Source organism: Cellulomonas sp. HZM, assembly GCF_000708885.1.
GTDB lineage: Bacteria > Actinomycetota > Actinomycetes > Actinomycetales > Cellulomonadaceae > Cellulomonas.
The window spans coordinates 19,210-41,690 of the sequence record NZ_JEOE01000006.1 but is presented as its reverse complement, the minus strand read 5'-3'; the positions used below and the strand labels follow the sequence as shown (position 1 = coordinate 41,690).

General features: G+C 72.9%; 19 protein-coding genes. 18 read left to right on the top strand and 1 reads right to left on the bottom strand.

Annotated elements, in window-relative coordinates:
* Nucleotides 1-181 precede the first annotated feature (181 nt).
* The 18 genes from AW16_RS0105350 to dnaE all read left to right on the top strand — a co-directional run bounded on the left by AW16_RS0105350 (nucleotide 182) and on the right by dnaE (nucleotide 22,157).
* Nucleotides 182-1,891, top strand: coding sequence for a penicillin-binding protein 2 (locus AW16_RS0105350; RefSeq protein WP_034648168.1), 1,710 nt, complete (start codon nucleotides 182-184; stop codon nucleotides 1,889-1,891).
* Between the two features lie 76 nt (nucleotides 1,892-1,967).
* Nucleotides 1,968-3,548, top strand: coding sequence for a UDP-N-acetylmuramoyl-L-alanyl-D-glutamate--2,6-diaminopimelate ligase (locus AW16_RS0105345; RefSeq protein ID WP_029288753.1), 1,581 nt, complete (start codon nucleotides 1,968-1,970; stop codon nucleotides 3,546-3,548).
* Entirely contained in the window at nucleotides 3,545-4,987 is a 1,443-nt protein-coding gene (gene murF, locus AW16_RS0105340) for a UDP-N-acetylmuramoyl-tripeptide--D-alanyl-D-alanine ligase (protein ID WP_029288751.1), read from the top strand. Before AW16_RS0105345 ends, murF begins: the two co-directional genes overlap by 4 nt.
* A complete protein-coding gene (gene mraY, locus AW16_RS0105335) occupies nucleotides 4,984-6,066 on the top strand; it encodes a phospho-N-acetylmuramoyl-pentapeptide-transferase (RefSeq protein ID WP_029288749.1) in 1,083 nt (360 codons plus the stop codon). Before murF ends, mraY begins: the two co-directional genes overlap by 4 nt.
* A complete protein-coding gene (gene murD / locus AW16_RS0105330; RefSeq protein ID WP_029288747.1) occupies nucleotides 6,067-7,488 on the top strand; it encodes a UDP-N-acetylmuramoyl-L-alanine--D-glutamate ligase in 1,422 nt (473 codons plus the stop codon).
* A gap of 3 nt (nucleotides 7,489-7,491) precedes the next feature.
* Entirely contained in the window at nucleotides 7,492-8,784 is a 1,293-nt protein-coding gene (ftsW, locus tag AW16_RS0105325; RefSeq protein WP_081861467.1) for a putative lipid II flippase FtsW, read from the top strand.
* Nucleotides 8,777-9,928, top strand: coding sequence for a glycosyltransferase (locus tag AW16_RS0105320; protein WP_029288743.1), 1,152 nt, complete (start codon nucleotides 8,777-8,779; stop codon nucleotides 9,926-9,928). Before ftsW ends, AW16_RS0105320 begins: the two co-directional genes overlap by 8 nt.
* 56 nt (nucleotides 9,929-9,984) lie before the next feature.
* Complete coding sequence (gene murC, locus AW16_RS0105315; protein WP_081861479.1) at nucleotides 9,985-11,379, top strand: UDP-N-acetylmuramate--L-alanine ligase; 1,395 nt, start codon at nucleotides 9,985-9,987, stop codon at nucleotides 11,377-11,379.
* Entirely contained in the window at nucleotides 11,376-12,452 is a 1,077-nt protein-coding gene (locus AW16_RS16890) for a cell division protein FtsQ/DivIB (RefSeq protein WP_029288739.1), read from the top strand. Before murC ends, AW16_RS16890 begins: the two co-directional genes overlap by 4 nt.
* Before the next feature lie 246 nt (nucleotides 12,453-12,698).
* Complete coding sequence (gene ftsZ, locus AW16_RS0105305) at nucleotides 12,699-13,952, top strand: cell division protein FtsZ (RefSeq protein WP_029288738.1); 1,254 nt, start codon at nucleotides 12,699-12,701, stop codon at nucleotides 13,950-13,952.
* Nucleotides 13,949-14,707, top strand: coding sequence for a peptidoglycan editing factor PgeF (pgeF, locus tag AW16_RS0105300; protein WP_051681686.1), 759 nt, complete (start codon nucleotides 13,949-13,951; stop codon nucleotides 14,705-14,707). Before ftsZ ends, pgeF begins: the two co-directional genes overlap by 4 nt.
* 105 nt (nucleotides 14,708-14,812) lie before the next feature.
* Nucleotides 14,813-15,292 (top strand): cell division protein SepF, encoded by a 480-nt coding sequence (locus AW16_RS0105295; RefSeq protein ID WP_029288734.1) that lies wholly within the window; start codon nucleotides 14,813-14,815, stop codon nucleotides 15,290-15,292.
* A gap of 3 nt (nucleotides 15,293-15,295) precedes the next feature.
* Nucleotides 15,296-15,589: a YggT family protein gene (locus AW16_RS0105290; RefSeq protein WP_029288732.1), complete on the top strand. Its 294-nt coding sequence runs from the start codon at nucleotides 15,296-15,298 to the stop codon at nucleotides 15,587-15,589.
* Between the two features lie 125 nt (nucleotides 15,590-15,714).
* A complete protein-coding gene (locus tag AW16_RS0105285; RefSeq protein WP_029288730.1) occupies nucleotides 15,715-16,413 on the top strand; it encodes a DivIVA domain-containing protein in 699 nt (232 codons plus the stop codon).
* Nucleotides 16,414-16,524: 111 nt separating this feature from the next.
* Nucleotides 16,525-16,983: a TraR/DksA C4-type zinc finger protein gene (locus AW16_RS0105280; RefSeq protein ID WP_231495955.1), complete on the top strand. Its 459-nt coding sequence runs from the start codon at nucleotides 16,525-16,527 to the stop codon at nucleotides 16,981-16,983.
* 20 nt (nucleotides 16,984-17,003) lie between these two features.
* Nucleotides 17,004-17,588, top strand: coding sequence for a signal peptidase II (locus AW16_RS0105275; protein WP_051681685.1), 585 nt, complete (start codon nucleotides 17,004-17,006; stop codon nucleotides 17,586-17,588).
* Nucleotides 17,581-18,516 (top strand): RluA family pseudouridine synthase, encoded by a 936-nt coding sequence (locus tag AW16_RS0105270; RefSeq protein ID WP_029288724.1) that lies wholly within the window; start codon nucleotides 17,581-17,583, stop codon nucleotides 18,514-18,516. The genes AW16_RS0105275 and AW16_RS0105270 overlap by 8 nt, the downstream gene beginning before the upstream one ends.
* Nucleotides 18,517-18,581: 65 nt before the next feature.
* A complete protein-coding gene (gene dnaE / locus AW16_RS0105265) occupies nucleotides 18,582-22,157 on the top strand; it encodes a DNA polymerase III subunit alpha (RefSeq protein WP_029288722.1) in 3,576 nt (1,191 codons plus the stop codon).
* A gap of 18 nt (nucleotides 22,158-22,175) precedes the next feature.
* On the opposite strand, the gene AW16_RS0105255 is transcribed toward dnaE, so the two are convergent.
* Nucleotides 22,176-22,418 (bottom strand): RNA-binding S4 domain-containing protein, encoded by a 243-nt coding sequence (locus AW16_RS0105255; RefSeq protein WP_029288720.1) that lies wholly within the window; start codon nucleotides 22,416-22,418, stop codon nucleotides 22,176-22,178.
* Nucleotides 22,419-22,481 lie beyond the last annotated feature (63 nt).

Genomic DNA, 22,481 nt, shown 5'->3' with positions numbered 1-22,481 from the left:
GACCGACGAGCAGTCGACGACACGTTCGCGCGCTTCGTCGTCGGCGCCGTCCGACCGCAGGTCCCAGCCCCCGGTCAGGACGCACGCCTCCCAGCGCCCCGTGGGCGTCCCCGCCCCGCGGCGGGTCGTGCAGGCGCCGCAGGCCGGACGCCCCGTGCCGGCGGCGGGTTCGCGCCGGCGCATGACGGTGCTCACCATCGCGGTGATCACCGTGCTCGCGGTCTTCGCGGTGCGCCTCGTGTGGGTCCAGGTGGTGCACGGTCCCGCGATCGCGGCCGACGCCCGCACGAGCAGGCTCCAGACGATCTCGCTGCTCGGCACGCGCGGGCAGATCACGGACGTGCACGGGGTCGCGCTCGCGACCTCGGTCGAGCGGTACAACGTCTCGGTCAACCAGAAGCTGGTCGACAAGTTCCGCGGCTCGGGCGACGTCCCTGGCGGCGTCGAGGGCGTCGCGACGGTGCTCGCTCCCATGCTCGGCATGAGCGAGCCCGAGCTCGGCGGGATGCTCGTCGGCGACCGCGGCTTCAAGTACGTCAAGAAGGGTGTGCTGCCCGAGGTGGCGCGCGAGATCCGCGCGCTCAAGCTCCCGGGCGTGAACGTCGACCCGGTGGCGGACCGCGTCTACCCGAACGGCGCGCTCGCAGGGAACCTGCTGGGATTCGTGAACTCGGCGGGCGCCGGTCTCGAGGGGCTCGAGGCGTCGCTCGACAAGAAGCTCACCGGCACGCCCGGCTCCGAGGTGTACGAGAGCGGGGCGCACGGGCAGGCGGTGCCGGGCGGGTACTCGTCCGAGACGCCGGCCACCACGGGCGAGTCGGTGCGCCTCACGATCGACCGGGACGTGCAGTACAAGGCCGAGGCGGAGCTGGCGTCCGCGCTCAAGACCACGGGCGCGTCGTCGGGCAGCGTCGTCGTGATGAACCCGAAGACGGGTGAGCTCCTCGCGCTCGCCGACTCCGGTGCGGTCGACCCGAACCATCCCGGCGACTCGAAGGGCGGCTCGCTCGCGGCGTCCGTCTCGAACGTGTTCGAGCCGGGCTCGACCGGCAAGGTCATCACGATGTCGGCCGCGCTCGACAACGGCATCGTGACGCCGACGTCGCAGTTCAAGGTGCCCGATACATATCGAACGGCCAACCACCAGCCGTTCCACGACTCCCACGAGCACGCGACGCTCAAGCTCACGACCACGGGCATTCTCGCGGAGTCGTCCAACACCGGCACGGTCATGATCGGCGAGCAGCTCACCAAGCAGCAGCGCTACGCCGAGATGCGAAAGTTTGGCTTCGGCACGAAGACGGGCGTCGAACTTCCGGGTGAGTCCCCGGGCCTTCTCAAGAAGCCTGACCTTTGGGATGGCCGCACCCAGTACACCGTGCTCTTCGGCCAGGGCGTCGCGGTCAACGCGATCCAGGCCACGCAGGTGTACGCGACGATCGCCAACGGCGGCGTGCGCGTGCAGCCCCACGTGATCGCGGGCTGGACCGCGGCGGACGGCACCTACACGCCGGCCGCGAAGGCGGGCACGACGCGTGTCGTGAGCAAGAAGACGGCCGACACCGTGCTGACGATGCTCGAGAGCGTCGTCGACGACGAGGGCGGCACCGGCTCGAGCGCATCGATCCCCGGCTACCGCGTCGCGGGCAAGACCGGTACCGCGCAGAACTGGATCAAGGGCAAGCAGGGCATCACGGCGTCGTTCATCGGCGCGGTGCCGGCGGACGACCCGGCGATCGTCGTCAGCGTCATCCTGCACAACCCGAAGTCGTCGGTGTACGGCGGCACGGTCGCGGCGCCCGTGTTCAAGGACGTCGCGTCGTACACGCTGGGCAAGCTCGGCATCGAGCCCTCCGGGACCAAGGCGACCCGCTTCCCGACGACGTGGTGAGCGCCCTGGTGAGCGCCCCGGTGAACGCCGCGGTGAGCGATCCGGTCACGCGACCGGTGCAGGGTAGATTCTCCCCATGACCTCACCCGCCCGGATGCGCCCCGCGCATCCCGCGGCCCACGGTCTGGACGAGCTCGCCGATGCGTTCGGCCTGGTCACGGCGTCGGGAGACCTCGCCGACGTCCGGGTCAGCGGGGTGACCGTGGCCAGCAACGACGTCGAGCCCGGCGACGTGTTCGTCGCGGTCCCCGGCCTGCGCGTGCACGGCATCACGTACGCGCACCAGGCGCTCGGGGCCGGCGCGGTGGCCGTGGTCACGGACGCTGCCGGTGTCGTCGCGCTGGGGGAGGTCGACGTCCCCGTGCTCGTCGTCGACGACCCGCGCGCGCTCGCCGGCCCGCTCGCGGCGCGCGTGCACGGGACGCCAGCGCAGCGTCTGCGGACCGTCGGCGTGACGGGCACCAACGGCAAGACGACCACCACGTACTTCGTCGACGCCGCGCTGCGCTCGCAGCACGCGGTCACGGTCGTCATGGGAACCGTCGAGCTGCGGATCGGGGAACGGGCGATCGAGAGCCCGCGCACGACCGTCGAGGCACCGGTGCTGCAGTCGATCCTCGCGCTCGCCGTCGAGGAGGGGGCCGGCGCGGTCGCGATGGAGGTCTCGTCGCACGCGCTCGCGCTCGGTCGCGTCGCGGGGCTCGAGCTCGACGTCGCCGGGTTCACCAACCTGCAGCGCGACCACCTCGACTTCCACGGCGACATGGAGGGGTACTTCCGGGACAAGTCGCGCCTGTTCGCGCCGGGGCAGGCGCGTCGCGGGGTCGTCGTGGTCGACGACGAGTGGGGTCGGCGGCTCGCGCGCGAGTCGCGCATCCCTGTCGAGACCGTGGCGACCCACGTGGGCTCCGGGGTCGAGGCGGACTGGACCGTCACCGAGGCGGACATCGGCCTGGACGGCGTCGGATCGACGTTCACGCTCGTCGACCCGGACGGCACCGCGCACGCCGCGGCGAGCCCGCTGCCGGGGCTCGTCAACGTCTCGAACGCCGCACTCGCGATCGTGCTCGCGCACCGCGCCGGGGTGCCGCTCGACGCGGCGATCGAGGCCGTCGGGCACGCGGCGGGCATCCCGGGCCGCATGGAGCGCGTGGTCGAGCGCGGCGACGGGTTCCCGCTGTGCCTCGTCGACTACGCCCACACGCCCGACGCGCTCGTGCTCGCGCTCGAGGCCGTACGGCCGATCACGCCGGGGCGGCTGGTCCTCGTCTTCGGGTCGGACGGCGACCGGGACCAGGGCAAGCGGCCGATCATGGGCGAGATCGCGGCCCGGCTCGCGGACGTGATCGTCGTCACCGACGAGAACCCGCGTTCCGAGGTACCCGCGGCGATCCGCTCCGCCATCCTTGACGGGATCCGGTCGCAGCGCCCGGACCTGACCGACGTGCACGAGGCGACGAGCCGCACGCAGGCCATCCACGACGCCCTCGCCCTGGCCGACGAGCCGGACACCGTGATCGTCACGGGCAAGGGCCACGAACCCACCCAGGAGATCGCCGGCGTGTTCCACCGGTACAACGACCGCGACGTCTACCTCGCCGCGCGCGACGCCCTGCTGCTCGCGCGCACCGGCCACGGCTCGGAGCAGCACGCGTGATCGCGCTGACGGCTGCCGAGGTCGCCGCTGCCACGGGCGGGCGGCTGCACGGCGTGGGCGACGAGCCGCTCCTGGTGCGCGGCTCGGTGGTCACCGACTCGCGCGAGGTCGAGCCGGGCGGGCTGTTCGTCGCGCTCCCGGGCGAGCACGTGGACGGGCACGACTTCGCGGCCGCGGCGGTCGAGCGCGGCGCCGCACTCGTGCTCGCGGCGCGCCCGCTCGTGGGCGCCGACGGCTCGGAGCTGCCGAGCGTGCTCGTCGACGACGTCGAGAAGGCGCTCGGCGACCTCGCTCGTGACGCGCTCGCACGCCTGCGGGAGGCCGCGTGCGAGCCGGGCGGTTCCGGGCTGCGTGTGATCGGCGTGACCGGCTCGGTCGGCAAGACGACGACGAAGGACCTGCTCGCGCAGCTGTGCGCGGCGACCGGTCCGACGATCGCGCCCGTGCGCTCGTTCAACAACGAGATCGGCCTGCCGCTGACGGTGCTGCGTGCCGACGAGCAGACGCGGTTCCTGGTGCTCGAGATGGGTGCGAGCGGACCGGGGCACCTCACCTACCTCACGGACATTGCGCCGCCCGACGTCGCGGTCGTGCTCGTCGTCGGGCAGGCCCACCTGGGCGGCTTCGGCGGCGGCATCGACGGCGTCGCGCGCGCCAAGTCGGAGCTCGTGCAGGGCATCGCGCCCGGCGGCGTGGCCGTGCTCAACGCCGACGACCAGCGCGTGGCCGCGATGGCCGCGCTCGCGCCCGGCGACGTCGTGACGTTCGGCAACGCGCCCGACGCGGACGTGCGGGCGCGCGGCGTCTCGCTCGACCGAGCCGGCCGTGCGCGCTTCACGCTCGTGACCGACCAGGGCGAGCGTCCCGTGGAGCTGCGGCTCGTGGGGGAGCACCACGTGCACAACGCGCTCGCCGCCGCGACGGCGGGGCTCGCGGTCGGGCTCACGCTCGACGACGTCGCGAGCGGGCTGTCGGCCGCCGACGCGCTCTCGCCGCACCGCATGCACGTCGTGGACCGCCCGGACGGCATCACGGTGGTCGACGACTCGTACAACGCGAACCCCGACTCGATGCGCGCCGCGCTGAAGGCGCTCGCGGTGCTCGCGGGCCGCGACCGGCGCTCGGTGGCCGTGCTCGGGGAGATGCTCGAGCTCGGCGACGGCTGGCGCGAGGCGCACGACGCGATCGGGCGGCTCGTCGTCCGGCTCAACATCGGTCTGACGGTCGTCGTGGGCGAGGGTGCCCGTGCGATCCGCGACGGCGCGAACCACGAGGGCAGCTGGGGCGACGAGGTCGTGCTGGCCGACGACCTCGAGGCCGCGGCGGCCTTCCTCGACGACGAGCTGCGTCCCGGTGACGTCGTGCTCGTGAAGTCGTCGTACGGCGCGGGCCTGTGGCAGCTGGGCGACCGGCTCGTCGGTGCGCAGGTCGCCTCGTGAAGGCGGTCCTGCTCGCGGGCTTCGTCTCGATGGTCGTCGCGCTGCTCGGTACTCCGCTGTTCATCCGGCTGCTCGTGCGCAAGCAGTACGGCCAGTTCATCCGGCAGGACGGCCCCACCGCGCACTTCACCAAGCGCGGCACGCCCACGATGGGCGGCGTCGTCATCATCGGCGCGACGCTGCTGGGCTGGGCGGTCGCGCTGCTCGTCACGGGTACGCCGCCCAGCGCGTCCGAGGTGCTCGTCCTGTTCCTCATGGCGGGGCTGGGGCTCGTCGGGTTCCTCGACGACTACATCAAGATCTCCCGCCAGCGCAGCCTCGGGCTCTCGGCGCGGTGGAAGATCGTGGGACAGGGCGTCGTCGGCATCCTGTTCGCCGTCGCGGCGCTGCAGTTCCCGAACAGCCAGTTCCGCACGCCCGCCTCCACCCGGATCTCGTTCATCCGGGACACCAACATCGACCTCGCGTTCGCGGGGGCGACCGTCGGGCTCATCCTGTTCGTGATCTGGGCCAACTTCCTCATCACGGCGTGGTCCAACGCGGTGAACCTCACCGACGGGCTCGACGGCCTCGCGACCGGGACCTCGCTCATCGTGTTCGGGTCGTTCGTCGTCGTCGGCGTCTGGCAGTTCAACCAGTCGTGCCAGTTCCTCGCCTCCGCCGGGCCGAGCTGCTACGAGACGCGCGACCCGCTCGCGCTCGCCGTCGTCGCGGCCGCGATCACGGGTGCGTGCTTCGGGTTCCTGTGGTGGAACGCGAGCCCCGCGAAGATCTTCATGGGCGACACCGGCTCGCTCGCCCTGGGCGGCGCGCTCGCGGGGCTCTCGATCCTCACGCGCACCGAGATCCTCGCGGCGATCATCGGCGGTCTGTTCGTGCTCGAGGTGCTGTCCGACGTCATCCAGATCGGCTTCTTCAAGATGACCGGGCGACGCGTGTTCAAGATGGCACCGCTGCACCACCACTTCGAGCTCCAGGGCTGGGGCGAGGTCACGATCGTCATCCGGTTCTGGATCATCGCGGGCCTGTTCGTCGCGCTCGGCATCGGGATCTTCTACGCCGAGTGGGTGTCCGGCTAGGTGGCGGTGGAGCTCGAGGGTGCGCGCGTCGTCGTCGTCGGTCTCGGCGTCTCGGGACGCGCGGCGGCCGACGTGCTCGCCTCGGCGGGTGCACGCGTGGTCCCGGTCGACGACCGTGCCGACGACGCGATCTCGTCCGACGACTACCTCGCCGGTGACGGGCTCGGACGCGCAGACCTGGTCGTCGCCTCGCCCGGCCTCCCGCCGCACCACCCGCTGCTCGCCGCGGCGCTCGTGCGCGACGTGCCCGTGTGGTCCGAGGTCGAGCTCGCGTGGCGGCTGCGGGCCGTGCGCGCGGACGGACCCGCACCCTGGTTGGCGGTGACGGGGACCAACGGGAAGACGACGACCGTCGGCATGCTCGACGCGATCCTCACCGCCGCAGGCCGGACCTCGGCGGCGGTCGGCAACGTCGGCACACCCGTCGTGCTCGCGGCCACCGACCCGGCCTACGACGTGCTCGCCGTCGAGCTGTCGAGCTTCCAGCTCCACTTCACGCACTCGATGTCCGCACAGGCCGCCGCGGTGCTGAACGTCGCGGCCGACCACCTCGACTGGCACGGCTCGCTCGACGCCTACGCCGCGGACAAGGGCCGCGTGTACGAGCGCGCGCAGGTCGCGTGCGTCTACAACCTCGCTGACCCGACGACCGAACGCCTCGTGCGCGAGGCCGACGTGGTCGACGGTGCGCTCGCGGTCGGGTTCACCACGGGGACCCCGCTCGTCGGGCAGGTCGGGCTCGTCGAGGACGTGCTCGTCGACCGCGGGTTCTCCCGGCTGCGGCACACGCACGCGGCCGAGCTCGGCACGCTCGCGGACCTCGCGCGGCTCGCCGGCCCCGACGGGACGGTGCCGCCGCACGTCGTCGCCGACGCGCTCGCCGCGGCAGCGCTCGCGCTCGCGCACGGCGTCGAGCCGACGGCCGTGCGCGACGGGTTGCGCGCCTTCACGCCCGGCGAGCACCGCATCGAGACCGTCGCGACCGTCGACGGCGTCGCGTACGTCGACGACTCGAAGGCCACCAACGCGCACGCCGCCGCCGCGTCGCTCGGCGCGTTCGAGCCCGGCTCGGTCGTGTGGGTCGCGGGCGGACTCGCCAAGGGGGCGCGCTTCGACGACCTCGTGCGTGCGCGGCGCGACCGGTTGCGTGCCGTGGTGCTCATCGGCGTCGACCGCGAGCCGTTGCGCGACGCGCTCGCCCGACACGCACCGGATGTCCCGGTCGTCGAGGTCGACCCCGGTGAGACTGAGGCGGTGATGACCCGTGCCGTGCAGGAGGCCGCGCGCCTCGCCGCCGGTGCCGGCGGCCCCGTGACCGTCCTGCTGGCGCCCGCGTGCGCCTCGATGGACCAGTTCGCGTCGTACGCCGCCCGAGGAAGCGAGTTCACGGCCGCCGCGCGCGCGCTCGACGGGCAGGGCTGAGCCGTGACCGCGACGACCCCGCGCGACGTCCCGCAGCGCGGCCCCCGCCGCCCCTCGGCGACGACGACGGACGGCGTCACGCCCGGCACGTCCGTGCCCACGCGACGTTCGCTGCTCGGGCAGTGGGACAGCGCGGTCACGAGCTACTACGTGCTCGTCGGGACGACGGCGCTGCTGCTGGTCGTCGGTCTCGTCATGGTGCTGTCGTCGTCGAGCGTCGAGTCGCTCGACGAGAAGAACTCGCCGTACGCGGTGTTCTTCAACCAGACGCAGTTCGCGCTGATCGGGCTCGTCGCGCTCGTGGTGCTGTCCCGGGTGCCCGCACGCGTGCTGCGGGCCGCCGCCTGGCCCGCGCTCGGGCTGGCGGTCGCGCTGCAGGGGCTCGTGTTCGTCTCGGGCAGCGGCGTCTCGGGCGGCGGCAACCAGAACTGGCTCGCGGTCGGTCCGTTCACGGTCCAGCCGTCCGAGGCGATCAAGCTGACGCTCGCGGTCTGGCTCGGCACGGTGCTCGCGCGCAAGCAGCCGCTGCTGCGGCAGTGGAAGCACGTGTTCGTCCCGGCCGTCGTCGTCGCGGGCGGCGCGATCCTGGCCGTGCTCGCGGGCCACGACCTGGGCACGGCGATGGTGCTCATGGTGCTCGTCGCGGGAGCGATGTTCGTGGCGGGCGTCCCGATGCGGATGTTCGCCGTCGCGGGCCTCGTCGCGGCGGCCGGTGTCGCCGCGCTCACGATCGGCAACACCAACCGCACGGCGCGCATCTTCTCGTGGCTCGACGGCAGCAACTGCTCGGTCCAGGACCAGTGCTACCAGACGCTTCACGGCCAGTGGGGGCTGGCGTCCGGCGGCATCGGCGGGCTCGGGCTCGGCCAGAGCCGCGAGAAGTGGAGCTACCTGCCCGCGGCCCACAACGACTTCATCTTCGCGATCATCGGTGAGGAGCTCGGCCTCGTCGGGACGGTCATCGTGCTCGCGCTGTTCGGGCTGCTCGCGTTCGCGATGATCCGCGTCGTGCGTCGCCACCCCGACCCGTTCGTCCAGATCACCACCGGCGCGATCCTGTGCTGGGTGATCGGGCAGGCGCTCATCAACATCGCCGTCGTGATCGGCCTGGCCCCCGTCATCGGGGTGCCGCTGCCGCTCGTCTCGGCCGGAGGTTCGGCACTCATCATGACCATGGCCGCGCTCGGCATCGTCATCTCGTTCGCGCGTTCGGAGCCCGGTGCTGCGGAGGCGCTGTCGGCGCGGCCCGGTGTCGTGCGCCGCTCGCTCGCCGTGATCGGACGCGCGCGTGGCTGACGCGCCGCTGTCCGTCCTGCTCGCCGGCGGCGGCACCGCCGGACACGTCAACCCGCTGCTCGCGGTGGCCGACGAGCTGCGTCGCCGCCACCCGGAGGCCGTGCTCACGGTCCTGGGCACGGCCGAGGGGCTCGAGGCGCGGCTCGTGCCCGAGCACGGCCTGCCGCTCGTGCACGTCCCGCGCGTGCCGCTGCCGCGCCGCCCGTCCGCCGACCTGCTGCGCCTGCCGGGCCGCCTGCGCGCGGCCGTCGCCGCGGCGGGTCGAGCGATCGACGAGAGCGGCGCCGACGTGGTCGTCGGCTTCGGCGGCTACGTCTCGACTCCCGCCTATCTCGCGGCACGGCGCCGCAAGGTCCCCGTCGTCGTGCAGGAGCAGAACGCGCGCCCGGGACTCGCCAACCGCCTCGGCGCGCGGTGGGCCGCGGCGGTCGCGACGACGTTCGCGGGCACCCGGCTGCGGGGAGCGCAGCGCACCGGCCTCCCGCTGCGCGCGCCGATCGCGGACCTGGTCGCGCGACGCTCCGCCGACCCGGTCGGTGCGCGCCGCGCGGCGGCGGCCGAGCTCGGACTCGACCCGGACCTCGTGACGCTGCTCGTCACGGGGGGCTCGAGCGGTGCGGCGAGCGTCAACGCGGCGGTGTCGTCGGCCGCGCCCGACCTGCTGGCGGCGGGCGTCCAGGTGCTGCACGTCACGGGTCTCGGCAAGGACGACGCGGTGCGCTCCGCGGTCGCGGACCTGCCCGGCACCGAGCGCTACCACGTGCTCGACTACCTGACCCGCATGGACCTCGCGCTCGCGGTGGCCGATCTCGAGCTCGGCCGCGCCGGGGCGGGCACGGTGTGCGAGCTGGCCGCGCTCGGCATCCCCGCGGTGTACGTGCCGCTCCCGGTCGGCAACGGCGAGCAGCGGCTCAACGCGGCGGACGTCGTGGCCGCCGGGGGTGGCCTGCTGGTCGACGACGCGGAGCTGGACCGGGCATGGATCGCCGCGCACGTGCTCCCGCTCCTCGCGGGCGACGACGCGGCTGCCGACCGTGCACGCATGGCGGCTGCCGCGGCATCCGTCGGCGTGACCGATGCGGCGGGTGCCGTCGCGGACCTCGTCGAGCGCGCCGCTGCCGGACGCCCGCGGGCGGGCTCGTGACGAGCGGCGTGGCCGGGCTCGGCCGCGTCCACCTGGTGGGCGTCGGCGGCGCCGGGATGTCCGCGGTCGCGGCGCTGCTGGCCGCGCGGGGGCTGGCCGTGAGCGGGTCGGACGCCGCCGACGGACCGGCCCTGACCGGGCTGCGCGCCGCGGGTGTCGACGTGCACGTCGGTCACGACGAGGCCTGGGTCGAGGGCGCCGACACGCTCGTCGTCTCCTCAGCCGTACGTGACTCCAACCCCGAGCTCGTCCGGGCCCGTGAGCTGGGCGTCCCCGTGCTGCACCGCTCGCAGGCACTCGCAGCGCTCATGTCCGACCGCGACGCGGTGGCCGTGGCGGGCGCGCACGGAAAGACGACCACGAGCGCGATGGTCGCGACCGCTCTGCTCGCAGCGGGGCAGGAGCCGTCGTTCGCGATCGGCGGGACGGTGCTGTCCGACGGCGGGCCGCTCGGCGGTGCGCGGGACGGCTCGGGTCCGGCGTTCGTCGCGGAGGCCGACGAGTCCGACGGCTCGTTCCTCGCGTACGAACCGCTCGTCGCGGTCGTCACCAACGTCGAGCCCGACCACCTCGACCACTACGGCTCGCGTGAGGCCTTCGAGGACGCGTTCGTGGCGTTCGCCCGGCGGGTACGGCCCGGCGGGACGCTCGTCGTGTGCGCCGACGACGACGGAGCGGCGCGTCTCGTGGCACGTGCGCGGGACGACCTCGACGCGCGCGGTGTGCGCATCACGACCTACGGGCGCGCGGGCGGCGCGGACGTCGCGCTGAGCGACCGCGCGAACCCCGACGGCGGCAGCGACGTCGATCTCACGGGTCCCGCGGGTCCCGCGCACCTCCGCCTGAGCGCCCCAGGTGCGCACAATGCTCTCAACGCCGCGGGAGCGTGGGCTGCGTGCGTCGCGCTGGGCGTCGACCCGCTCGCGGCCGCGGCGGGCCTCGAGCAGTTCCGGGGGACAGGGCGACGCTTCGAGCACCGTGGCACGGCGGGCGGCGTTCGCGTGGTCGACGACTACGCGCACCACCCCACGGAGGTCGCGGCGCTGCTACGGGCAGCCCGCACGGTCGCGGGGGACGGCCGCGTGGTCGTGCTCTTCCAGCCGCACCTCTACTCGCGCACGCGCACGTTCGCCGAGCAGTTCGCGACGGCACTCGACCTTGCGGACCAGGTCGTCGTGACCGACGTCTACGCGGCGCGCGAGGACCCCGATCCCACGGTCAGCGGCGCGACGATCGTCGAGCGCGTGCCGACGCCCGGGCGTGCGCGGTTCGTCGCCGACCGGGTCGAGGCCGCGCACGTCGTGGCACGTCTCGCGCGGCCGGGGGACCTCGTGCTGACCGTCGGGGCGGGGGACGTCACGGCGCTCGGACCGACGATCCTCGCTGACCTCACCGACGTCGCCGACGGCGACGGCCCCGGCAAGGCCGCGGACCAGGGGCAGCGGGCATGAGCCCGTCGCGGCCGCCCGCACCACGCCCCGCGACGCCCGCTCGCCGGCCCGCCCCCTCGTCGCGTGCGGCCACCGGGTCGGGCGAGGCCGCCGCGGCCCAGGGGGGGCCGCGCACCGCCCAGCCGGGCGCGACGGGCACCCCCCAGCCGGGCGCGACGGGCACCCCCCAGCCGGGCGCGACCCGCACCCCCCAGCCGGGCGCGACCCGCACCCCGCAGGCGGGTGCGACGCCCACCCCGCACACCGGGGCGACGCGGACCTCCCAGACCGGCCCGACGCGCAACGTCTCGACGTACAGCGCCTCGGGGCGCCGGCTGTCGGGGCCGACTCGACCGTCCGTCGTCTCGACCACGTCGCTCGCCCGGTTCGCCGAGCGCGCGCGGGCCCGGCGCGTGCTCGCGCGACGTCAGCTGCTCGGGATCGCGGGCGGGCTGGTCGCGCTGCTCGCGCTCGCGTGGCTGCTCCTGCTGTCGCCGGTGCTCGCTCTCGACCCGGACCGGGTCACGATCACCGGTGCGGGATCCGTGGTCGCGGTCGACCAGGTGGAGGCGGTGGTCGACGCTCGCGCAGGCGTGCCGCTCCCGCGCCTCGACACGATCCGGATCCGCGACCAGATCCTCGACGTTCCCGGTGTCCGCGAGGCGCGGGTGATGCGCGACTGGCCGCACGGCGTGTCCGTGACGCTCGTCGCGCGCGAGCCCGTCGCCGCCGTGCCGGACGACGGCCGCTTCACGCTGCTCGACATGGACGGCGTCCAGGTGGGCCGCGTGGACAAGGCGCCCTCCGGGCTGCCGGTGGTCGACGTCCCGGTGGGGGAGCGGCGCACGCTCGAGGCCGTGCTCACGGTCCTGCAGCAGCTGCCCGACGACCTGCTGGGCGAGGTCCGCTCGGTCGCCGCGCAGACGCAGGACACCGTGACGATGACGCTGCGCGACGGTGTGCGGGTCGACTGGGGGAGCTCGGCGCAGACGCCCCTCAAGGCCAGCGTCCTGGCGACGTTGCTCGACTCCAAGGCGGGCAAGGACGTGCGTGTCGTCGACGTCTCGGCGCCCACGCTCCCCGTCACCCGCTGACCGCGAGGGGCCGGGGCACCTCCTGTGCCGGGGCGCGACAGACACGTGCGAGACACGCGCGCGTCGGTCGTTGATCGGCGCCGGTGCGGGACCTACCGTCACGCACTGACAGAGCACCTGACATAACTATAACTCTCAACCTGAAGGTGAAGGTTGAACCCGACGCTCGCGTCGGACCCGCGAACGACGGTCGATCGACCAGCACTGCATCCGGCCCGACCGGAGAGAGAACGAGAGGCACCCACCGTGGCAGCTCCGCAGAACTACCTGGCGGTCATCAAGGTCGTCGGCATCGGCGGCGGCGGCGTCAACGCCGTGAACCGCATGATCGAGGTCGGCCTCAAGGGTGTCGAGTTCATCGCGGTCAACACCGACGCCCAGGCCCTGCTCATGTCGGACGCCGACGTCAAGCTCGACGTCGGCCGCGAGCTCACGCGCGGTCTCGGCGCCGGTGCGGACCCCGAGGTCGGCAAGAAGGCCGCCGAGGACCACGCCGAGGAGATCGAGGACGTCCTGCGCGGTGCGGACATGGTGTTCGTCACCGCGGGCGAGGGCGGCGGCACGGGCACCGGCGGCGCGCCGGTCGTCGCGCGCATCGCCCGCTCGCTGGGCGCCCTGACGATCGGTGTCGTCACACGCCCGTTCACGTTCGAGGGCCGTCGCCGCTCGGTGCAGGCGGACGCGGGCATCGACGCGCTGCGCGCCGAGGTCGACACGCTCATCGTGATCCCTAACGACCGCCTGCTGCAGATCTCGGACCGCAACGTCTCGGTGCTGGACGCGTTCCACTCGGCGGACCAGGTGCTCCTGTCCGGTGTGCAGGGCATCACGGACCTCATCACCACGCCGGGCCTGATCAACCTCGACTTCGCGGACGTGAAGTCCGTCATGCAGGGTGCGGGCTCGGCGCTCATGGGCATCGGGTTCGCGCGTGGCGAGGACCGGGCGGTGCAGGCCGCAGAGATGGCGATCTCGTCGCCCTTGCTCGAGGCCTCGATCGACGGCGCGCACGGCGTGCTGCTCTCGATCCAGGGCGGCTCCGACCTCGGTCTGTTCGAGATCAACGAGGCCGCGAGGCTCGTGCAGGAGGCCGCGCACCCCGAGGCGAACATCATCTTCGGCGCGGTCATCGACGACGCCCTGGGCGACGAGGTGCGCGTGACCGTGATCGCCGCCGGCTTCGACGGCGGGACGCCGGCCGTCCGGCGCGACCAGCGTGGGCTCGGCCAGGTGACGCCCGCCCGTCAGGTCACCGCGCCGGCGGTCCCGCCCGCGGTGCAGGTTCCCTCGCCGCGGCAGGCGTCCGCCCCCGACGACCTCACGGCACCCGTGCCCGCGGCGCCCCAGACCCCCGCGGGTCAGCCGGACGTCCCGGCGTTCCTCTCGACCGAGGCCGAGCCTGTCCCGATCACCGGCGCGCTCGAGGTCCCGCGGATCTTCACCGAGGAGACGCCCCGGCGCGAGCGTGACGAGCTGGACGTGCCCGACTTCCTGAAGTGATCCCCGTCGCGAGCGTGGACCTCGGCCCGGGTGTCCGGGCCGGGTTCACGTCCCGTGCGGGCGGCGTGAGCGTGCCGCCCTTCGACGCGCTCAACCTCGGCGACCACGTCGGCGACGCCCCCGCGGCCGTGACCCGCAACCGTGAGCTGCTCGCGCGGTGGGCGGGCTGCGCGGTCGCGTTCGCGCACCAGGTGCACGGGCGTGAGGCCGTCGTGCTGCACGCGCCGCCCTCAGGTCCGCTCGGCGACGCGGACGTGCTCGTGTCGACGAGCCCGGACGTCGCGGTCGCCGTCATGGTGGCCGACTGCGTGCCGGTCCTGCTCGCCGATGCCCGCGCGGGCGTGGTCGCGGCGGTGCACGCGGGCCGCGCGGGCCTCGTCGCGGGGGTCGTGCAGTCCGCGCTCGCCGCGATGCTGGACCTCGGCGCGGACGTCACGCGCATCCGCGCCGCACTGGGCCCCTGCGTCGCCGCGTCGTCGTACGAGGTGCCGGCCGGGCTGCGCGACGAGGTCGCGGCCGCGGTGCCCGGGACCGGCGCGACCACCTCGTGGGGGACGCCCGCGCTCGACCTGGCGGCGGGCGTCGTCGGGCTGCTGCACGCGGCCGGCGTCGAGCACGTCGTCGCGGACGGCCGCGACACGTGGTCGGATCCCGGCCTGTTCTCCTACCGGCGCGACGGGCGCACGGGCCGGTTCGTCGGGGTGGTGCGCACGGCGCGTCGCGAACAGCACGAGCCGGGCGTGTCGCGCCCCTGACACCACGCCACGCGTTGCTAGCGTGGCCAGCGAGGTGGGACCGGCCGTACGCGCCGGGACCGACGAAACAGACGTGCCGGAGCTGTCCGGGGAGGGGCGAGGGCCATGGCCGGAGCGCTGCGCAAGACGATGCTGTACCTCGGCCTGGCCGACGAGCAGCAGGGCCACGAGGGGGAGTACCTCGACGAGTACGACCACGGGGGGGACGCGCCGGTGGAGCAGCAGGACTACGAGGCCCAGGTCACCCCGCTGCGTCCCACGCGGACGGCGGTCGTGCAGCACGAGCAGCCCGCGGGCGACCTGCGGCGCATCACGACGATCCACCCGCGCTCGTACAACGACGCGCGCAAGATCGGCGAGGCGTTCCGCGAGGGCACGCCCGTGATCATGAACCTCACCGACATGGACGACGCGGACGCCAAGCGTCTCGTCGACTTCTCCGCGGGCCTGATCTTCGGCCTGCACGGGGCGATCGAGCGCGTCACCAACAAGGTGTTCCTGCTGTCGCCGTCGCACGTCGAGGTCTCGGGCGAGGGTCCCGCGCCCGAGGGTGCGACGCGCGCCGGCTTCTACAACCAGAGCTGACGCGTGCACGTCGTCCTCACGGTCGCCTACCTCGCACTGCTGCTGTTCTTCCTGCTCCTCCTGGCGCGCCTCGTGCTCGACTGGGTGCAGGTGTTCGCGCGCGACTGGCGCCCGCGCGGCATCGCGCTCGTGCTCGCCGAGTCGACGTACACCGTGACCGACCCGCCGCTGCGCCTGCTGCGACGCGTCATCCCGCCGCTCCGCATCGGCCAGGTGAGCCTGGACCTCGCCTTCATGGTGCTGTTCCTGGCCTGCACGATCGGCCTGTCGGTGCTCGGGAGCGCCGCCGAGCGCTGAGCGCGGCACCCGACGAAACGACCGCGCAGGCGACGTGCGACCTGCGCATTGTCCGCTACGGTGGCCCGAGGTGGTCGGTGGACTGCCGCCGGCCCGACCAGTTCGACCTGACAGAGGTGACGACCATGGCACTGCTGACCGCTGACGAGGTGCTGAACAAGAAGTTCCAGGCGACCAAGTTCCGCGAGGGCTACGACCAGGACGAGGTCGACGACTTCCTCGACGAGGTCGTGAACACGCTCCGCGAGGTGCAGGGCGAGAACGAGGACCTCAAGACCAAGCTCGCCGCCGCCGAGCGTCGCATCGCCGAGCTCAGCCGCACCGGCGCGCAGCAGGCGGCGCCCGCCGCCAAGCCGGAGCCGACGCCCGAGCCCGAGCCCGTGCCGGCTCCCGTCGCCGCACCGGAGCCCGTGCAGGCCGCGCCGGTCGTCGCACCCGCCCCGGTCGTCGCACCCGTGACGGGCCAGCGTCCCAACGAGCCCGAGTCGGCCACCGGCATGCTCCAGCTCGCGCAGAAGCTCCACGACGACTACGTGCGCAGCGGCCAGGAGGAGTCCGAGCGGCTCGTCTCCGAGGCCAAGAACCAGGCCACGCGCATCGTCCGCGAGGCGGAGGAGACGTCGCAGCGCACGCTCGGCCAGCTCGAGCAGGAGCGTTCGCTCCTCGAGCGCAAGATCGACGAGCTGCGAGTCTTCGAGCGGGACTACCGCACACGCCTGAAGAGCTACCTCGAGAACCTGCTCGGCGACCTCGACAACCGTGGCAACGCCCTGCCCCCGCGCTCGAACCAGTCGCAGCCGGGCCAGGACTCGCCCAACCTCTAGGTCTCACCGCACGTCAGCAGCGCGCCACGCCGGGATTCACCCGGCGTGGCGTGTTGTGTCCTCAGATCACCACGTCTACAGTCACGTGACCTCACAGACAGGGGGATGGTCGTGGCCATCAACGACGCGCTCGGCACGGTCGACCTGACCGACGCCAAGGAGCTGTCCAAGCTCGTCCGTCAGTTCCCGGTGCGCGACGGTGAGTCGGCGTGGACCACCAAGGAGGTCCGTGCGGTCGCCGACGAGCTGACGTCCGACATCGACCGGCTCACGGCCGAGCTCGCCGCGGCGGACGCGGAGCTGTCCGACCTCCTGCGGAACTCCGGCGACGGCGCCGGCGACGACCAGGCCGACTCGGGCTCGTCGGCCCTCGAGCGCGAGCAGGAGCTCACGCTCGTGAACAACACGCGCGACATGCTCGGCCAGACGCAGCGCGCCCTGGCCCGTATCCAGGCCGGCACTTTCGGCACGTGCGAGTCGTGCGGCCAGGCGATCGGCAAGGCCCGTGTGCAGGCGTTCCCGCGTGCCACGCTGTGCGTCGCGTGCAAGCAGCGGGAGGAGCGGCGCTGAGCCGCCCCTAGACTCCTGCGGTGCCCTCTTCGCCCTCGGCCGGCTCGCGCCGCCTGCTCGTCACGCTCACGGTCGTCGCCGTGGTCGTGCTCGTCGTCGACCAGCTCTCCAAGCGGTGGGCCCTGAGCTCGCTCGTCCCGGGTGAGCGCACGGACCTGCTCGGTCACGCGCTCGGCTTCCAGCTCGTGTTCAACCCGGGTGCGGCGCTGTCGATCGCGACGGGCATGACGTGGGTGCTGACGCTGGTCGCGCTGGGCGTGGTCGTGCTCGTCGTGCGGGCGTCTCGTCGCATCGGCTCGATGCTGTGGGCGGTCTCGCTCGGCCTCCTGCTCGGCGGGGCGATCGGCAACCTCGTCGACCGCCTGGTGCGCGAGCCCGGGTTCGCCCGGGGGCACGTCGTGGACTTCATCGCCTACGGGGACCTGTTCGTCGGCAACGTCGCCGACATCGCGATCGTCGTCGCCGCGGTCCTCATCGTGCTCGCGGTGCTGCTCGGCGTGCACCTCGACGGCTCGCGCGACGGTGACCGGCGCGGCGACGACGAGCCGGACGAGCACGCCGAGGCGTCCACCGGGCGGACCGGCGAGGCGACGAACGGTGCCTGAGGTCCGGCAGCTCCCCGTCCCCGACGGGCTCGCGGGCGAGCGTGTCGACGCCGCGCTGTCGCGCCTCCTGGGGTTCTCCCGCACGCGCGCGGCCGAGATCGCCGCGGCCGGCGGCGTGAGCGTCGACGGCCGCGTCGTCGGCAAGTCGGACCGCCTCGTCGCGGGCGCGTGGCTCGAGGTCGAGATCCCCGACGTCGCCGCGCCGACGGTCGAGGTCGTGCCCGAGCCCGTGCCCGGCATGGGGATCGTCCACGACGACGACGACGTCGTGGTCGTGGACAAGCCCGTCGGCGTCGCCGCGCACCCGTCACCCGGCTGGACGGGGCCGACGGTCGTCGGCGCGCTCGCCGCGGCGGGCTACCGCATCGCGACGTCCGGGGCGGCGGAGCGCCAGGGCGTCGTGCACCGGCTGGACGTCGGCACGAGCGGTCTGATGGTCGTCGCCAAGAGCGAGCACGCGTACACCGTGCTCAAGCGCGCGTTCAAGGAGCGCACGGTCGAGAAGGTCTACCACGCGCTCGTCCAGGGCCACCCGGAGCCGACGACGGGCACGATCGACGCACCCATCGGCCGGCACCCGTCGTCGGACTGGAAGTTCGCGGTGGTGGCCGACGGCAAGCCGAGCGTCACGCACTACGAGCTGCTCGAGATGTTCCCTGCCGCGTCGCTCGTCGAGGTGCACCTCGAGACCGGCCGCACGCACCAGATCCGGGTGCACTTCTCGGCGCTGCGCCACCCCTGCGTGGGCGACCTCACGTACGGGGCCGACCCGGCCCTCGCGGCCCGCGTCGGCCTGTCGCGGCAGTGGCTGCACGCGGTGCGTCTCGGCTTCGAGCACCCCTCGACGGGTGCGTGGCTCGAGGTCACGAGCGAGTACCCGGCGGACCTGCAGCACGCCCTGGACGTGGTGTCCGCGGGCTACCGCTGACGCGCGGGCCGAACGGCGTGGCACGTCGGTCCGGACGTGTCGGTGGGGCGACCTAGACTCCTCGCATGGCACCCGGCGGAGCGAGCACCAGCACCCCGGCGGACTCGTCGTTCGTCCACCTCCACGTCCACACCGAGTACTCGATGCTCGACGGCGCGGCGCGCCTGCCGGACCTGTTCGCAGAGGTCGAGCGGGTCGGTCAGACGGCGATCGCGACGACCGACCACGGCTACCTGTTCGGGGCGTTCGACTTCTGGTCCAAGGCCACCGCGGCCGGCATCAAGCCGATCATCGGCATCGAGGCCTACGTCACGCCGGGCACCAGCCGCTTCGACCAGACGCGCGTGCGCTTCGGCCAGCAGGGCCAGGAGTCGGACGACGTCTCGGCACGCGGTGCGTACACCCACATGACGCTGCTCGCGCGTGACAACGAGGGCCTGCACAACCTGTTCCGCGCGAGCTCGCTCGCGTCGCTCGAGGGGCAGATGGGCAAGTGGCCGCGCATGGACCGCGACCTGCTCGAGCGGTACGGCAAGGGCCTCATCGCGACCACGGGCTGCCCGTCGGGCGAGGTGCAGACGCGCATCCGCCTCGGGCAGTGGGACGAGGCCGTGCGGGCCGCGGGCGAGCTGCAGGACATCTTCGGCAAGGACTACTTCTACGTCGAGCTCATGGACCACGGGCTCGACATCGAGACCCGGGTCTTCAAGGACCTGCTGCGGCTCGCGGAGGCGATCGACGCGCCGCTCGTCGCGACCAACGACCTGCACTACGTGCGCAAGGAGGACGCGGGCTCGCAGGAGGCGCTGCTCGCGATCAACTCCGGGTCGGCGCTCACCGAGCCCACCTACGAGCAGGGCGGCAACCGCTTCGCGTTCGAGGGCACCGGCTACTACGTGAAGTCGGCGGCGGAGATGCGCCGGACGTGGTCCGAGCTGCCGCAGGCGTGCGACAACACGCTGCGCATCGCCGAGCAGTGCGAGGTGTCGTTCAACACCTCGGCCAACTACATGCCCAACTACCCGTGCCCGCCCGGCGAGGACGAGACGAGCTGGTTCGTCAAGGAGGTCGAGACCGGCCTGCACGCGCGGTACCCCGGCGGCATCCCCGACGAGGTGCGCAAGCAGGCGGAGTACGAGACCGGGGTCATCACGCAGATGGGCTTCCCGGGGTACTTCCTCGTGGTCGCCGACTTCATCAACTGGGCCAAGGACAACGGGATCCGCGTCGGGCCGGGCCGTGGTTCCGGTGCTGGCTCGATGGCGGCGTACGCGATGCGCATCACCGACCTCGACCCGCTGCAGCACGGCCTGATCTTCGAGCGGTTCCTCAACCCGGACCGCGTCTCGATGCCCGACTTCGACGTCGACTTCGACGAGCGCCGGCGCGGTGAGGTCATCCGGTACGTCACGGACAAGTACGGCGAGGACCGCGTCGCCCAGATCGTCACCTACGGCACGATCAAGGCGAAGCAGGCCCTCAAGGACTCGTCGCGCCTGCTCGGCCTGCCGTTCGCGATGGGGGAGAAGCTCACCAAGGCGATGCCGCCCGCCATCATGGGCAAGGACATCTCGCTCACGGGCATCTTCGACCCGGCCGACAAGCGCTACCACGAGGCGGAGGAGTTCCGGCAGGTCCACGCCGCCGACCCCGACGCGCAGCGCGTCGTCGAGCTCGCGAAGGGCATCGAGGGCCTGAAGCGGCAGTGGGGCGTGCACGCCGCGGGCGTGATCATGTCGAGCGCTCCGCTGATCGACATCATCCCGATCATGCGGCGCCCGCAGGACGGCGCGGTCATCACCCAGTTCGACTACCCGACGTCCGAGGGCCTCGGCCTGATCAAGATGGACTTCCTCGGGCTGCGCAACCTCACGATCCTCGACGACGCGCTCGAGAACATCGAGATGAACGGCAAGGACGCCGTCGTGCTCGAGGACCTCACGCTCGACGACCCGAAGACCTTCGAGCTGCTCTCGCGCGGTGACACGCTCGGCGTGTTCCAGCTCGACGGCGGCGGCATGCGCACGCTGCTGCGGCTCATGCGCCCGGACAACTTCGAGGACATCTCCGCGGTCGGCGCGCTCTACCGGCCGGGCCCGATGGGTGCCAACTCGCACACCAACTACGCGCTGCGCAAGAACGGCATGCAGGACGTCACGCCGATCCACCCCGAGCTGGCCGAGCCGCTCGAGGACATCCTCGGCACGACGTACGGCCTGATCGTCTACCAGGAGCAGGTCATGGCCATCGCGCAGCGCGTGGCCGGGTACTCGCTCGGCCAGGCGGACATCCTGCGCCGCGCGATGGGCAAGAAGAAGAAGTCGGAGCTGGACAAGCAGTTCGAGGGCTTCTCGGGCGGCATGGTCGAGCGCGGGTTCTCGATGGCCGCGGTGCAGACGCTGTGGGACATCCTGCTGCCGTTCTCCGACTACGCCTTCAACAAGGCGCACTCGGCGGCGTACGGCGTCGTGTCGTACTGGACGGCCTACCTCAAGGCGAACTACCCGACCGAGTACATGGCGGCGCTCCTGACGAGCGTGCGCGACGACAAGGACAAGTCGGCGCTGTACCTCGGCGAGTGCCGGCACATGGGCATCACGGTGCTCCCGCCGGACGTCAACTCCTCGGCGGCGAACTTCACAGCCGTCGGGACCGACATCCGGTTCGGCCTCACGGCGGTGCGCAACGTCGGCGCGAACGTCGTGGACGCGATCGTGCGGGCGCGCGAGGAGAAGGGCGCCTTCACGTCGTTCACCGACTTCCTCGACAAGGTGCCTGCGGTCGTCTGCAACAAGCGGACCATCGAGTCGCTGATCAAGGCCGGCGCGTTCGACTCGCTCGGCCACCCGCGCCGTGCCCTGCTGCTCGTGCACGAGCAGGCCGTCGACGCGGTGATCGGCGTCAAGCGCAAGGAGGCGGAGGGTCAGTTCGACCTGTTCGCCGACGCGTTCGGCGGCGACGACGACCCGGGCTTCGCGATCGCCATCCCCGACCTGCCGGACTGGGACAAGAAGCAGCGCCTCGCGTTCGAGCGGGAGATGCTCGGCCTCTACGTGAGCGACCACCCGCTGTCGGGCATCGAGCACGTGCTCGCGGCGGCGGCCGACGTGTCGATCGCCACGCTGAACGCCGACGAGGCGCGCCCCGACGGCTCGACCGTCGTCGTCGCGGGCCTCGTCTCGTCGCTGCAGCGCAAGATGTCGAAGCAGGGCAACCCCTGGGCGTCGGTGACGATCGAGGACATGGAGGGCTCGGTCGAGGTCATGTTCTTCGGCGAGACGTACCTCGCGTACTCGACCGTGCTCGCGGAGGACACGGTCGTCGTGCTCAAGGGTCGCGTGCGCCGGCGCGACGAGACGATGCAGCTCCAGGCGATGGAGGTCTCGCTGCCCGACGTCTCGGTGACGGCGGACTCGCCCGTGGTCGTCTCGCTCGCAGTCGCGCGCTGCACGCCCCCGCTCGTCGAGCGTCTCAAGGAGGTGCTCTCGACGCACCCGGGTGTCACCGAGGTCCACCTGCGGCTCACGCAGCCAGGGCGGGCCACGGTCATGCGTCTCGACGACCAGCTGCGGGTCGAGCGCTCGCCGTCCCTGTTCGGCGACCTGAAGGCGCTGCTCGGACCGAGCTGCCTCGCGTCCTGACCGCGGCGCGGGCAGCTGTCAGCCGACGACCACCGAGCGGCGCCCGGTCGGCAGGTCCACCTCGACGACGTCGCCGCGCCGCAGCTGGCGGCCGCGGCGCGCCTCGGGCTCGCCGCTGACCCGTACCGCGTCGTCCTCCAGCAGCGTGCGCGCGTCCGCGCCCGAGTCGGCGAGGCCGGCCAGCTTGAGGAACTGCCCGAGTCGGATGACGTCGTCGGTGATCGGGACGGTCGTGGGGCCGGGGACGGGGCGCGTGCTCATGCTCACAGTGTGCCCGCGATGCGGTCGTCGGGCCTTCGCCCGCGGGTCGCGCGGCATAGACTC

Bases quoted from the DNA above. Each gene is read 5' to 3' on its own strand.
- dnaE (WP_029288722.1), top strand. From the start codon at position 18,582: ATGGCACCCGGCGGAGCGAGCACCAGCACCCCGGCGGACTCGTCGTTC.
- murC (WP_081861479.1), top strand. From the start codon at position 9,985: ATGTCCGCGGTCGCGGCGCTGCTGGCCGCGCGGGGGCTGGCCGTGAGC.
- AW16_RS0105295 (WP_029288734.1), top strand. From the start codon at position 14,813: ATGGCCGGAGCGCTGCGCAAGACGATGCTGTACCTCGGCCTGGCCGAC.
- AW16_RS0105285 (WP_029288730.1), top strand. From the start codon at position 15,715: ATGGCACTGCTGACCGCTGACGAGGTGCTGAACAAGAAGTTCCAGGCG.
- AW16_RS0105350 (WP_034648168.1), top strand. From the start codon at position 182: ATGACGGTGCTCACCATCGCGGTGATCACCGTGCTCGCGGTCTTCGCG.
- AW16_RS0105345 (WP_029288753.1), top strand. From the start codon at position 1,968: ATGACCTCACCCGCCCGGATGCGCCCCGCGCATCCCGCGGCCCACGGT.
- AW16_RS16890 (WP_029288739.1), top strand. From the start codon at position 11,376: ATGAGCCCGTCGCGGCCGCCCGCACCACGCCCCGCGACGCCCGCTCGC.
- AW16_RS0105255 (WP_029288720.1), bottom strand. From the start codon at position 22,418: ATGAGCACGCGCCCCGTCCCCGGCCCCACGACCGTCCCGATCACCGAC.